The 11,813-nt window shown below is 37.3% G+C and carries 18 protein-coding genes; 12 read left to right on the top strand and 6 right to left on the bottom strand.

The genetic code is table 11. From position 1 onward, the window contains the following. Window positions 1-96: 96 nt before the first annotated feature. Genes AN490_RS14955 through AN490_RS14945 form a run of 3 tightly spaced genes read left to right on the top strand, consistent with a single transcriptional unit; the run spans window position 97 to window position 1,601 of the window. A complete protein-coding gene (locus AN490_RS14955; protein ID WP_300004838.1) occupies window positions 97-522 on the top strand; it encodes an NfeD family protein in 426 nt (141 codons plus the stop codon). After that, on the top strand, window positions 491-697 hold the full coding sequence (locus tag AN490_RS14950; RefSeq protein WP_300004836.1) for a hypothetical protein: 207 nt from the start codon (window positions 491-493) through the stop codon (window positions 695-697). Before AN490_RS14955 ends, AN490_RS14950 begins: the two co-directional genes overlap by 32 nt. Next, window positions 624-1,601 (top strand): SPFH domain-containing protein, encoded by a 978-nt coding sequence (locus AN490_RS14945; RefSeq protein ID WP_213717265.1) that lies wholly within the window; start codon window positions 624-626, stop codon window positions 1,599-1,601. The genes AN490_RS14950 and AN490_RS14945 overlap by 74 nt, the downstream gene beginning before the upstream one ends. A gap of 66 nt (window positions 1,602-1,667) precedes the next feature. Here AN490_RS14945 and AN490_RS14940 read toward each other — a convergent pair whose 3' ends face one another. Beyond that, window positions 1,668-2,060 carry a Fur family transcriptional regulator gene (locus AN490_RS14940; protein ID WP_300004786.1) on the bottom strand — a complete coding sequence of 131 codons (393 nt, stop codon included), beginning with the start codon at window positions 2,058-2,060 and terminating at the stop codon, window positions 1,668-1,670. Window positions 2,061-2,185: 125 nt separating this feature from the next. Between AN490_RS14940 and purS the strand changes: the two genes are divergently transcribed. Then, window positions 2,186-2,464: a phosphoribosylformylglycinamidine synthase subunit PurS gene (gene purS / locus AN490_RS14935; RefSeq protein WP_041457555.1), complete on the top strand. Its 279-nt coding sequence runs from the start codon at window positions 2,186-2,188 to the stop codon at window positions 2,462-2,464. On the opposite strand, the gene AN490_RS14930 is transcribed toward purS, so the two are convergent. Further along, complete coding sequence (locus AN490_RS14930; protein WP_300004783.1) at window positions 2,444-2,596, bottom strand: hypothetical protein; 153 nt, start codon at window positions 2,594-2,596, stop codon at window positions 2,444-2,446. The genes purS and AN490_RS14930 overlap by 21 nt on opposite strands. Window positions 2,597-2,606: 10 nt before the next feature. Here AN490_RS14930 and purQ point away from each other — a divergent pair, with 10 nt between their 5' ends. The 4 genes from purQ to AN490_RS14910 all read left to right on the top strand — a co-directional run bounded on the left by purQ (window position 2,607) and on the right by AN490_RS14910 (window position 5,598). Continuing rightward, window positions 2,607-3,278 (top strand): phosphoribosylformylglycinamidine synthase subunit PurQ, encoded by a 672-nt coding sequence (gene purQ / locus AN490_RS14925; RefSeq protein ID WP_300004780.1) that lies wholly within the window; start codon window positions 2,607-2,609, stop codon window positions 3,276-3,278. A 190-nt stretch (window positions 3,279-3,468) separates the two neighbouring features. Next, window positions 3,469-3,858: a type I restriction enzyme HsdR N-terminal domain-containing protein gene (locus tag AN490_RS14920; RefSeq protein WP_300004777.1), complete on the top strand. Its 390-nt coding sequence runs from the start codon at window positions 3,469-3,471 to the stop codon at window positions 3,856-3,858. A gap of 43 nt (window positions 3,859-3,901) precedes the next feature. Next, window positions 3,902-4,723 carry an HNH endonuclease gene (locus tag AN490_RS14915; protein WP_300004774.1) on the top strand — a complete coding sequence of 274 codons (822 nt, stop codon included), beginning with the start codon at window positions 3,902-3,904 and terminating at the stop codon, window positions 4,721-4,723. 137 nt (window positions 4,724-4,860) lie between these two features. After that, window positions 4,861-5,598 carry a hypothetical protein gene (locus AN490_RS14910; RefSeq protein WP_300004771.1) on the top strand — a complete coding sequence of 246 codons (738 nt, stop codon included), beginning with the start codon at window positions 4,861-4,863 and terminating at the stop codon, window positions 5,596-5,598. 197 nt (window positions 5,599-5,795) lie between these two features. Here the strand turns inward: AN490_RS14910 and AN490_RS14905 are convergent, their stop codons facing one another. After that, window positions 5,796-7,196 (bottom strand): TldD/PmbA family protein, encoded by a 1,401-nt coding sequence (locus tag AN490_RS14905; RefSeq protein WP_300004768.1) that lies wholly within the window; start codon window positions 7,194-7,196, stop codon window positions 5,796-5,798. A gap of 559 nt (window positions 7,197-7,755) precedes the next feature. Between AN490_RS14905 and AN490_RS14900 the strand changes: the two genes are divergently transcribed. The 4 genes from AN490_RS14900 to AN490_RS14885 all read left to right on the top strand — a co-directional run bounded on the left by AN490_RS14900 (window position 7,756) and on the right by AN490_RS14885 (window position 9,126). Further along, window positions 7,756-8,019, top strand: a complete 264-nt coding sequence (locus tag AN490_RS14900) for a hypothetical protein (protein WP_168633641.1) — start codon at window positions 7,756-7,758, stop codon at window positions 8,017-8,019. A gap of 140 nt (window positions 8,020-8,159) precedes the next feature. Further along, entirely contained in the window at window positions 8,160-8,417 is a 258-nt protein-coding gene (locus AN490_RS14895; RefSeq protein WP_015078402.1) for a hypothetical protein, read from the top strand. Window positions 8,418-8,535: 118 nt separating this feature from the next. Then, complete coding sequence (locus AN490_RS14890) at window positions 8,536-8,844, top strand: DUF3181 family protein (protein WP_300004763.1); 309 nt, start codon at window positions 8,536-8,538, stop codon at window positions 8,842-8,844. Window positions 8,845-8,901: 57 nt separating this feature from the next. Beyond that, window positions 8,902-9,126, top strand: a complete 225-nt coding sequence (locus AN490_RS14885) for a hypothetical protein (protein ID WP_015078404.1) — start codon at window positions 8,902-8,904, stop codon at window positions 9,124-9,126. Between the two features lie 66 nt (window positions 9,127-9,192). On the opposite strand, the gene AN490_RS14880 is transcribed toward AN490_RS14885, so the two are convergent. The 3 genes from AN490_RS14880 to AN490_RS14870 form a co-directional block, all read right to left on the bottom strand. After that, on the bottom strand, window positions 9,193-9,654 hold the full coding sequence (locus AN490_RS14880; protein ID WP_300004760.1) for an ABA4-like family protein: 462 nt from the start codon (window positions 9,652-9,654) through the stop codon (window positions 9,193-9,195). Between the two features lies 1 nt (window position 9,655). After that, window positions 9,656-10,705 carry a cobalamin biosynthesis protein CobW gene (cobW, locus tag AN490_RS14875; protein WP_300004757.1) on the bottom strand — a complete coding sequence of 350 codons (1,050 nt, stop codon included), beginning with the start codon at window positions 10,703-10,705 and terminating at the stop codon, window positions 9,656-9,658. Window positions 10,706-10,839: 134 nt separating this feature from the next. Further along, on the bottom strand, window positions 10,840-11,748 hold the full coding sequence (locus AN490_RS14870) for a pentapeptide repeat-containing protein (protein ID WP_300004754.1): 909 nt from the start codon (window positions 11,746-11,748) through the stop codon (window positions 10,840-10,842). Between the last annotated feature and the right edge of the window lie 65 nt (window positions 11,749-11,813).

The following is an 11,813-nucleotide window of genomic DNA, read 5'->3' as shown; positions in this document are numbered from 1 at the left end:
GATAAACGCAGATAAGGATGGATGAATAGATTTCATGATTCTTTGCAGTCTCTCATAAAATTAGTACGAGTAAATCTATTGTAAGGGAAAAGCGTTATGCCAAGTTTTACCTTAATTTGGCTGTTAGCAGGGTCGGTTCTGTGTTTAACGGAACTTTTTTTACCATCAGCTTTTGTTTCTTTCATGATGGGTATTAGTGCCTTGATGGTGGGATTATTATCTTACTTGGGGATAGGAAATTTGTGGATACAAGTTACAGCTTGGCTGTTATTTTCCACAATTCTGATTATCCTGTCTCGGCGGTTTTTGCAACCACGACGACGGAAATCAAAAATTCAAGATGCAGTCATAGCTGAAACTTTAACGGAAATTTTGCCGGGACAGGTGGGCAGGGTACTATACCAGGGTAACTCTTGGCGAGCAAAATGTGATGATGACAAAATCAGCTTACCACCTCAGCAAACTGTTTATGTGGTGAGAAGGGAAGGGGTTGTCAGTAGGGGCGAAGCATTTGGAAGATAAATTATCGGTCATTGCCAAAAATAGTTCTCCAAATGCTTCGCCCGTACAGTTGTTAGTTCTGGCTTTAATGGTCAATACCTGTAAATTACGAGAATATTATTATGGAACAGTTTTTTTTACTGGTCTTTTTGGCGCTGGGTGGTTCTGCTGTTGCTGGATCTGTGCGTGTTGTTAATCAGGGAAATGAAGCTTTGGTGGAAAGATTGGGTAGTTATAACAAAAAAATGCACCCAGGGCTAAATTTTGTGATCCCGTTTATTGATAAAGTTGTCTACCAAGAAACTATTCGGGAAAAAGTTCTCGATATTCCGCCTCAAAAGTGTATCACCCGCGATAATGTCGGCATTGAGGTAGATGCGGTGATTTATTGGCGGATTGTAGATATGGAAAAAGCCCGCTATAAGGTCGAGGATCTGCAATCGGCGATGGTAAATTTGGTTTTGACTCAAATTCGTTCGGAAATGGGACAATTGGAGTTAGATCAAACTTTTACTGCCCGTACCCAAATCAATGAATTGTTATTACAGGAATTGGATGTTTCTACTGATCCTTGGGGTGTAAAGGTGACGCGAGTGGAATTGAGGGATATTATTCCTTCTCAAGCAGTCCGGGAAGCAATGGAATTACAAATGTCGGCGGAACGTCGCAAACGGGCATCTATTTTAACTTCGGAAGGTGATAGGGAATCTGCGGTTAATAGTGCCAGAGGTAAGGCTGATGCCCAACTTTTAGACGCTGAAGCTCGACAAAAATCAGTAATTATGCAGGCAGAAGCTGAACAAAAAACAATCATTCTCAGGGCGCAAGCAGAACGCCAACAACAGGTTTTAAAGGCACAAGCGATCGCTGAATCTGCTGAAATTATTGCCCAAAGAATCAAAGCTAACCCTGATGCTCAAAAAGCTCTGGATGTGCTGTTAGCACTAAATTATTTGGATATGGGGACTACTATTGGTAAAAGTGATAGCAGCAAGGTGATGTTTATGGACCCCCGCAATATTCCCGCTACCTTAGAAGGTATTCGTTCTATTGTTTCCGATAATACTCCTGATCCCAAACCTCTATTTCCCAAAAATTAGATAATTTCTTCCTTCTTCCTTCTTCCTTCGTCCCTTCGTCCCTTCGTGGTTCATTAACTCCTGCTTTCATCCATAAGCCTTAACTTGACATTTTGCACACAGTCCAAAAAACTCTAGAGTGTGATAAAACACTTTAAATTGATGGCTGGTTTGTAATTGGTTTTCGAGTTCATGGACAGGACATTGATGAATGGGAATGGAAATACCGCATTGTAGGCAGGTGAGATGGTGTTTATCCTGTTGTATTAAGCTATACAAGGCTTCCCCATTTGCCAAAGTTCGCACTTGCACTAAGCCTTCTAATTTGAGAGCATCCAAGGAACGGTAAACTGTTGCTAAACCCATGCTTTGTTTGAGATTACGTAGTTCTACGTAAATATCCTGGGCAGAAATGCCTTGTTTAAGATCTTGTAACAGGTTTAAAATCCGTTCTTGACTACGAGTATGTATGGCTCTCATAAATGTTTGTTAAATTTGTATCTATGTAGGGGGAATTCATGAATTCCCCTACTCCTCATTATATTTTCACTCAGTTAGACCATAAAAGTTATAGGATAGCGATCGCAGCATTCAGCAAAAAGCCTGTGCAAATAAAATATATAGCTAAAATTTTCGTGACACTTAGGACTTCAGTTTTAGATCCTGCTGGTGTGGCTGTACAATCTGGCCTCAAACAAATGGGATACGACAACGTGGAACAGGTGAGAATTGGTAAGTACATTGAGTTAACTATTGTCGCACCTGATGAGATGAAAGCGCGTCGAGACTTAAATCAAATCTGTGATCAAATGTTATCAAATCCTGTCATCGAAAATTATCGCTTTGACTTGATTGAGGTAGAATCACAAACTGGCGTATTTTGACATTAGGTAATTGGTAATGGTGAAAATTCTTACCTTTTGCCTATTCCCTGGAGAACTATTTTTGGCAATGACCGATAATTTATCTTCCAAATGCTTCGCCCCTACTGACAACTGACAACTGACAACTGACAACTGACAAACAATGAAATTTGGTATTTTAGTTTTTCCAGGTTCTAATTGTGATCGTGACGTTGCCTATGTTACTAGAGATTTGCTAGGACAACCAACGCGCATGGTTTGGCATCAAGAGACAGATATTAGTGATATAGATGTAGTGATTGTCCCCGGTGGCTTTAGTTATGGGGATTATTTGCGTTGTGGGGCGCTCGCTCGCTTCTCTCCTGTGATGCAGCAAGTGATTAATCATGCACAACAGGGTAAATTTGTCATCGGTATTTGTAACGGGTTTCAGGTATTAACAGAGGCTGGTTTATTACCGGGAGCATTGGCTAGAAATCAGGATTTGCACTTTATATGCGATCGCTCTCCCTTGAAAGTTGAGCGTAATAATTTACCTTGGACTCAAGGTTATCTTGAAGGGGAAATCATCACTTTACCCATTGCCCACGGAGAGGGGCGATTTTACAGTGACGAAACCACTTTAGCAGAAATCGAAGCCAACGGACAAGTTTTATTTCGTTATCAAACAAATCCCAACGGTTCACTCAACAACATTGCGGGGATTTGTAATCTGCAAGGTAATGTTTTGGGGATGATGCCACATCCAGAAAGAGCAGCAGATAAAGCGTTAGGGAATAGCGATGGTTTGCGCTTGTTTGAGGGGTTGTTGGGGAAGGTAGCGGCTTTAGTGTAATAGATTCCCGACTTCTCACAGAAGCCGGGTATTTTATTTTCTTGTCTGATAACTTCAAATTAGACGAGTTAATGGTAAAGCAGAATTAATAACTTGAACCAGAAGATATGAAAAATCAACTTGAGTTTTTGTAAAATTCGAGCAAATGGTAAAATATAAAAATATTGACAGTGAATAAGGAGAAAATAAAATGCAGAATATTTTTGGTGAATTGAATTTTCAAACACTTAAAGAAAACCCAGATTTTAAAGAAGATAGTGTCCGAGAGGTAATTATTCTCCCAATTTTTAAAGCACTTGGATATACAGAAATTAATATAGTCCGTAGTAAAACATTACAACATCCTTTTTTGAAAATTGGTAGTAAAAAACTTCCTGTTAAGCTTGTTCATGATTATGTCTTAAAGGTAGAAAATAATTTTGCTTGGGTACTTGATGCAAAAGCACCAAATGAAAATATCAAATCAGGTGATCATATAGAACAAGTTTATAGTTATGCTACCCATCCAGAAATTAGGAGTAATTATTTTGCTCTTTGTAATGGTGTAGAGTTTTCACTTTTTCAAGATGCTATAAATTAATACTACAGTCTATCTTTAGAATACAATATTTTTTGAATGTTTTATGACAAATATAGCTTTAAAAAATCGGCAATTGATAGAAGAAAAAAATTATTTTCGTAAAGCTGATCCAAGAGTAAATTATTGGTTTGATTTTTATTATACTAAATTACAACGATATATAGATAAATTTGGAAGCGATTTTTCTCTAATAATCGCTGGTTCAGAGAATCAAGAAGGTGATTTTTATGCAATTCCCTTTATTAATGTTCAAGATTTATTTATAGAGAAGTATTTATCTAATGATAAAGTAGGAACTGTAAGATGGGTAGGAAATATAATAGGACATACATTGAAGTTACGGACTTGTAACGTTTTCAAAGATATTAGTCTGTTTTACGGAAATCCAGACTTTCTAAGCTATGAAGAAAGACCATTCCAGTTAGAATCTAACTTGTCTGAATATGATTTGAATGATTACTCAATTGAAAATTGCAAAATAGAAATAAACTCAAGACAAAAACAATCGGTTTTTAGGAAAAAGGTACTTAAAAACTTTCAAGAAAAATGCTGCATTAGTTCAATATCTGAGTCAGTTATACTGAGAGCAAGTCACATTATTCCATGGTCACATAGAATAAATAGTAGATTAGATCCTGCTAATGGCTTATGTCTTTCAGTAACTTATGATCACTTATTTGATCAAGGATTTATTAGTTTTAGTGATTCCTTAGCAGTTATTATTACACCTGAATATAAAAGCTTTAGTCAACCTTTACAAAAAATACTAGAAGATGTCAAAGGTAGACAAGCAGAACTTCCAAAAAAATATAAAATTAATCAAGACTATCTTTTCTACCATAGAGAAAATATATTAATTAGTTGACTGATGTTTTTTCAATTTCTTACCCTTATAATGTAATCAAAATTTTTGACATTTATCTCAAGACTTATACCAAATATCTCTCAAATCCTCTTTTCTTCGTGGTTTATTCTTTCACAACTCTTATGTAAGGACTATAATTGATAGCCAAAAGCATCAAAGAAATGTATAGAGTGCTAAAATTTGATCGTTGGTTATCATTTGTATTTGCCCATAAAGATCCTGAGTTCTGGCATTTAATTATTGACACTGCGGAAAGTTGTGGTTTTGAATATGTTGGTGCAGTGCCACAAAAAAATGGACAAACAAGTTTTAAGAAAAGACAAAATCCTTTTACAGTTTTATCAGGACAATTAATAATTAATTTTCGCAAAGTTCGTAGTCCTAAAGCCATCATGAAAGCTAACTTAGGAACGGATACTGCGGAAATCGCGATCCAAACTATTGAAGGCATTATTGCTAAAAACGACGGCGCAACGTCAGAACAAATTAACGACGAACTAATTATTAAAGGTTTAGAATTAGGTTTTTTAGATTTGTTAAAAAAAGAATATTCAGATTTAACGCCAATTTTAATGGGAAATTTTGAATTTGACGAAAAAACCGAAATATTTACACTAAAGAAAGATTCAAAATTCAAATCACATATTGACGTTAAATTGAGAATTAAATACTACCTAATTAGTTATTTACGCAGAATGGAACGAGAAAAGAAAAATTCAAGTTTTGATGAAATAGTTTTGCATCTGCTACCGCTTTTGAAAAACGGAACTACACCAGAAGATCAAACTATTTTGAGTGTTTTAGAAGATATTGGAGAACGAATAGGAGAAGATAGTTGGAGACTGAAAAAAGAAGGACAACTTTCACTATTTTGACACAGCAAATCAACTTTCTTTTTGATGATAAAAATAATAAAATAGGGTAGGTTTGATACCTGCCCTGTTTATAACTCGTAACATAACCGACTTCTCTAATCAATCGGGTATATTGATGATAATTTTTCGCGTTTTATGGGTTGAAGCTATTGACTTGCACCAAAAAATATGTTAGACTGAATCTTGACAAGGAAGAACTATTCTCCACTTTCCCCTCCCACCACAACATCCCGAATTCGTAAACTGGGACCACCGCAACCGACAGGTAAACCATTTTGTCCACCTTTACCGCAACCCCCGGATTCATCCCAGTAAAAATCATCACCAATGGCTTCGATATCTGCGAGGGTTTGGAAAACATTACCGGAAAGGGTGACATCTTTCACAGGTTCAGCAATTTTGCCATTTCTAATCATCCAGGCTTCCCCAGCGCTGAAAGTGAACATTTCCCCGTTCGTCATTCCCCCTAACCAATTTTGGGCAAAAACACCTTCTTTAATCCCCGTAAATAAATCTGCGACGGGAGTTTTACCCCGTTCAATCCAGGTATTCGTCATTCTCACAATGGGGGAATAGTGATAATTAAGACAACGAGCATTACCTGTGGGTTTCTCATCTAATTTACCCGCAGTTTCACGGGAATGGAGTCTACCAACTAATACACCATCTTCAATTAATTGGGTAGTCGTCGCTGGTGTACCTTCATCATCGTAAAAATAACTACCGCGATGTCCTTGGGGTGCAGCACCATCAAATATTTGCAATTCTTTGGGGCCAAAACGTCGTCCGAGAGTCATGACTTCCAGAATATCGGGATTTTCATAGGCCATATCTGCTTCGGAAAGATGTCCAAAGGCTTCATGCACAAATAAACCGCTGAGAATGGGATCAATAACTACAGTGTACGTATTACCCTTGACAGATGGTAGAAATAAAGACGTAACTGCTCTTTCTGCTGCACCTTTAACTTGTTTGTCTAAATTAGTTAGATCTTCGTAGGCTTTGCGAGAACCAGTGGTTTCTCTACCAGTTTGCACAGTCTCCCCATTCCTGGCTGTAGCAGCAAAACGCATTTCCATATCTACCCAAGATTGATCAATGAAAGTTCCTTCAGAGGTGACAATAATGACTCTTTGGGTGCTGTCACTGTAATGAACTGAGGTGGTAGTAATTCGGTGATCAACTGTTTTCAGGAGGTCAGTATAGCGATCGCATAATTGTTTTTTCTGCTTTAACGAAACCTGGCGGGGGTCAGTACCCAATAAAGGCAATCTACATACAGCCTGTACGGGATCAATAGCTGCAAGTATAGTCTCTTCATCACCCACTATCCGGGCTGCGGCAATGGCTTCTTCTATGCGGTCTTCAATGGTTGTTAATTTATTAAAACTACTTAATCCCCAACCACCTTTATAACAAGTGCGAACATGACCACCAATAGAAATTCCCTCGCTGAGAGTTTCCACTTTATCACCCCGCAAGACAATATCTGTTCCCTCGGCTTCTTCCAAGCGAATCATCAAATAATCCACACGGGAAGAATAACGGGAAATTAAATCTGAGAGGAGATTTTGAACGTCAGTAAGTTTAGTGTTCATTTCATAAATCGCTATAAATTACATTTATTTTCTGATTGAAAAACATATTTTGGAGTTATCATAATCTTTACAACAGCTTACTTGATCATTTTGGAAGAAGTTAAAATCTTTTAATACTTATTTTACAAGCATTCTGACTCTTAACTCCTAACGTATAAATTCCCTTGCCAATAAATTTTTAATAATTTTTGCAAAATCGTAACTATTGATACATCCAATTCTTGCAACCGTGGATAACATGAGAAAAATATTCACACAGTAAAAAAACATCAAGAACCAAAAAACCATTGTTCTTGTTCATCTTTCTTTTTTCATAAACAGCAGCCCACAGGAGTTTGCCTTCCTCAATAATTTACCTGACAAAAATAATCTTTACAGCCTTAAACATAGGGACAAAATAACTTTATCACAATTGCGTATGACATCACAAAAACCTGTCATACCAATTTGGGATTTTAGATTGGGAATAAAAAACACCTTTGCAGTCACTTCCCACCATCCTAAATATCCGCAGTTAGCGTCCTTGTGATATTTCAACTAAACAATCAAGGAGTTCACTATGGTTCGACAAATGTGCTGGTTATCTAAGTCTAACGGCGATGATGAAAAGATTTTGTACTTGCAAACTGCACCTGGACAACCTTGGCGGCCTTACACAGCTTTTCCGCAATTTTCAGTTCCAGATTATCGCGTCCCTCGTGGTTCTAAAGGTTGGGCAACTTATCAAAAACTCTTTAAAGCAGGTTGGACTTTAGTACCTAGTGCCAGAGGCAGCGAATTTGGTGATAGTTGCTATGCAGAGTCAACTGTGCAGAGTTCATAGCCTATATTACCATCTGGGGAACACCATCAATATTATCTCATCCCCAGATGGGTGAAATTATTTGCGTATCTGAGCAAGTCAGTCGCAAACACCTTACAATGGATAAGGTGCGTTAACTGCTGTTACAAACATTTATATTTATGCCTCCCCGTTGGCCTCGCAAACCAGATCGTAAAGATCCAGATTTCCGTAAACTAGATGATCGCATGAATTTCGCTGTTCATGTCGGTATTTGTGCAACTGTCACTTCTGGGTTGTGGTTTTTTCACATTTTGAAAACTACGGCCTGGGAATGGCTACCTGGAGTAACAATTGGTTGGGTAGGAGTATTGCTGCTGCATCTAATTTACATTGGTGCGATCGCTAATTACGACCCCACACCACCGAAATCTACCTAAAGAAGGAAAAACAAGCTAGGGAATTCTCACCTGTGGTAGTAGATCAAGTCTAGCTAATTGAGTAATAATATGAAATAAGCTAAGATATCCCGATGTTACTAACAAAGAGGTTATATTTATGGCTAAAACTAATACCACAGAATTACTAGAAACCCTAGCCGCAAAAATTGGTGAAAGTGTTTATATAGATATTGCCAAGTGGCATCTATATCTATCTGATGCCAAACTGCATAATGTTGTGGCTGAAAAATTGTATCCTTTAATTACTTCTAAAAGCGTTAATGAAGATAAGGTAATTGCCGCTTTAGAATCTATCACCGTTAAAGTTGGTGGTGGCAGAAAGGAACTATCTTTAATTGATTTATTACCCTTACAATGTCAAGTTACTTTAGTAGATATTGTTGAAAAATATCAACGGGAAATCTAATCTTCATTTTCTTCCCATTAGCAAATTTACATATTTAAATAATGGAGGTTAATCAAGATGTTTTTACAAATCAAAGATAGCCGCGATTTAGTGAAAATAGTTGATGTTCAAGAACTATTAGACCCCACTAGTAAAATTGTCCATGCCCAAGACCAAGAAGGACAAGAAGAACAGGAAACGGACATTTATCAAAAGGAAGAATTAGTATTTCCTTCTGGGGAAAAATTGCCCCGCTGTTGGTTAGATGCCAAATTCAGAGAAAGAGAAGCTGTAGCAGCTTAATTTTAAATACCTAGTGTGAACAAAAACAGATCCCCGACTTCTCCAAGAAGTCGGGGATCTAAATTCCTAAACTTCTGCTTTTTGTGTGACTATCACAGATTCAGAACCTTTAGAAAAGGCTTTTGTAAGCCAATAGGTGAAAATATGAGAAAGCACACCTAAAGGACCCGCAAATAAACACAAAGCTAGAGAATGAATTGTCCAAATTCCGGTTTTTTGTCCTTCCCAATAAATCCATCTACCGACAAATAAATCCATTACCAGAAAATGAATCCAACCTGTAGCAGCAGCAGTTTCATTACTAAAAAACCTGGCTATATCTGCTAGTTGAGGATTTGATAAAGCAGCAGCATTTTCTGGAGTAATGCTGGTGACAAATAAATACAAATATGCACCTGCTAAAACCACAAAAGGCAGATAAGATTCCATTACCTTGCGGGTAATTTTCCAATTTGGTAACAGAATCATCAAAGCCCAAAAAGGCAAAACAAAAACATTGGCAACGTTAAATAAATCTGTGATATTCATATTACAAAGCTACTAATTGAGATTCTATTACTGAAGATTGTAAATTACGACCGATAAAAACTAAACTGGTTTGTTTTGCTTCTTCTGGTTTCCAAGGACGATCATAAAATTTATCAAATCTATTACCTACACCTTGCATAACTAACCGCATGAGTTTATTCTCAACAGCCACAAAACCTTTAATTCGATAAATTTCTTGTTCTTGTGCCAGTTTTTCTAAAGTTGCTTGTAGCTTTTCTGGGTCAAAAGTGCGGTTTAAAATCACGTGAGTTGAGTTAATTTCATCATCATGATCATGGTCTTCTTCTGTGTCGTGGTGACTAGGACGTGAATCTAAATTATCTTCAACTGCGGCTGCAAATCCTAATAAGATAGATGGGTCTAATTTACCATAATCACTAGAGACAATTTTCACAACTCTCGGTAATTCATTCTTGACTAATTCTAGAACTTGTGCTTGGGTTTCTGCGTCAACTAAATCAGTTTTATTCAAAATTACTAAATCAGCACAAGCAAGTTGATCTTCAAACAATTCTTGTAATGGTGTTTCATGTTCTAGACTATCATCTTCTTGTCTTTGGGCTGCTATAGCATCTAAATCACTAGCAAATGTCCCTTCCGCAACCGCAGCACAATCTACCACTGTAATTACTGCATCTACTGTAGCAGCGTTGCGGATTTCTTGCCAACGAAAGGCTTTAATTAAGGGTTTTGGTAAAGCTAAACCAGAGGTTTCAATGATAATATAATCTATACTATCTCGACGTTTAATTAATTCCCGCATTGTCGGGTAAAATTCTTCTTGAACGGTGCAGCATAAACAGCCGTTTGTGAGTTCAAATATATTAGTTTCTTGATTTGCTTCTGTTTCATCTTCCGGGCAAATTTGACAGGATTTTAATAATTCTCCATCTATTCCCAGTTCACCAAATTCGTTGACTAATACGGCTATGCGTCGTCCTTGGTTGTTTTGGAGGAGGTGACGGATAATGCTGGTTTTACCGCTTCCTAAGAAGCCTGTGATCACGGTAACGGGGATTTTTGTAGCCATGTTTTGTGTGTGGTTTTGAATTCAATTTTACACTATTTCTGTTGTGATGGAAGAATATGGAGTAAATTAACCACGAAGGCACGAAGTACACGAAGGAAGAAAGGAAGAAGGAAGAAGGAAGAAGGAAGGAAGTATTAAGAATATGCAATCTCCATCAGGTAGAAAAATTTCTGAACTACTTTATCTGGAGTTTCATAACATTCTTTAGCATCAAATCTTTCTACAACTTTGATACCATTTATCTTGAAAATGCGTTCTCTTTCTTGTTCTTCAACTCTGCGTTCTGCGGTGTGAAAGGGTCCATCAACTTCTAAAACTCCCCATTTACCTTTATAACAAATGAGGAAATCAGCTTCTTTATTTTCTCTACCTTTGGCTGTGTTGAGTCGTGCTAAGGAATTGGGTACAAATAAAACTCCAGTTCTGTCTAATGCTTCAGCAATTTTGATTTCTGTTTTTGAGCGAAAGCGTAGATTTTCCCAAGTGTGAATTGTTGAGTTTGAATAAAATTGAACTCCTTGGTTATTGATATTATTATCTTTTTCAAGAGTTTTCCTGATGATTAAATCTGTATTTTCTATAATCTTCTTATATAAACTGGCAAATTCTCCAGGTGCAAAATTACCATTGATAGGTCGTCTTTCTGTTTTAGAATAATTAAAATAATTACCCTCAATCCCAAGATATACATATTCACAAATTACTTTATCTAAGTTTGTGGCACTGTTAATTAGCCAATCTTTTATACAAGAATCTGTTAAAGTTGCATTGTAAAAATTTGTACCAATTACTTGGGACATGGCTAAATTAGCCCCACTCAGGTTAGCCTCACTCAGGTTAGCCCCTCTCAAGTCAGCCCCTCTCAAGTCAGCCACTCTCAGGTTAGCACCACTCAAGTTAGACCTACTCAGGTCAGCCCCTCTCAAGTCAGCCCCTCTCAAGTCAGCCACTCTCAGGTTAGCACCACTCAAGTTAGACCCACTCAGGTCAGCCCCACACAGGTCAGCTATATACAGGTTAGCCGTTCTATAAAACTTACCCAAAATTACCAAAGTCTAGACACATCTGGACAGCGATAACCTTAGTGTTTACTTCCTGCTTCATCACG

The organism is Anabaena sp. AL09 (assembly GCF_001672255.1).
GTDB classification, from domain to species: Bacteria; Cyanobacteriota; Cyanobacteriia; order Cyanobacteriales; family Nostocaceae; genus Dolichospermum; species Dolichospermum lemmermannii.
This window is presented reverse-complemented; position numbering and strand designations above follow the sequence as displayed.

Coding starts and splice junctions, on each gene's coding strand:
- AN490_RS14940 (WP_300004786.1), bottom strand. CDS start 2,060: ATGAGAGCCATACATACTCGTAGTCAAGAACGGATTTTAAACCTGTTA.
- AN490_RS14920 (WP_300004777.1), top strand. CDS start 3,469: ATGCAGAATATTTTTGGTGAATTGAATTTTCAAACACTTAAAGAAAAC.
- AN490_RS14905 (WP_300004768.1), bottom strand. CDS start 7,196: ATGAACACTAAACTTACTGACGTTCAAAATCTCCTCTCAGATTTAATT.
- AN490_RS14890 (WP_300004763.1), top strand. CDS start 8,536: ATGGCTAAAACTAATACCACAGAATTACTAGAAACCCTAGCCGCAAAA.
- purQ (WP_300004780.1), top strand. CDS start 2,607: ATGAAATTTGGTATTTTAGTTTTTCCAGGTTCTAATTGTGATCGTGAC.
- AN490_RS14880 (WP_300004760.1), bottom strand. CDS start 9,654: ATGAATATCACAGATTTATTTAACGTTGCCAATGTTTTTGTTTTGCCT.
- AN490_RS14900 (WP_168633641.1), top strand. CDS start 7,756: ATGGTTCGACAAATGTGCTGGTTATCTAAGTCTAACGGCGATGATGAA.
- AN490_RS14885 (WP_015078404.1), top strand. CDS start 8,902: ATGTTTTTACAAATCAAAGATAGCCGCGATTTAGTGAAAATAGTTGAT.
- AN490_RS14915 (WP_300004774.1), top strand. CDS start 3,902: ATGACAAATATAGCTTTAAAAAATCGGCAATTGATAGAAGAAAAAAAT.
- AN490_RS14945 (WP_213717265.1), top strand. CDS start 624: ATGGAACAGTTTTTTTTACTGGTCTTTTTGGCGCTGGGTGGTTCTGCT.
- AN490_RS14895 (WP_015078402.1), top strand. CDS start 8,160: ATGCCTCCCCGTTGGCCTCGCAAACCAGATCGTAAAGATCCAGATTTC.
- AN490_RS14955 (WP_300004838.1), top strand. CDS start 97: ATGCCAAGTTTTACCTTAATTTGGCTGTTAGCAGGGTCGGTTCTGTGT.
- cobW (WP_300004757.1), bottom strand. CDS start 10,705: ATGGCTACAAAAATCCCCGTTACCGTGATCACAGGCTTCTTAGGAAGC.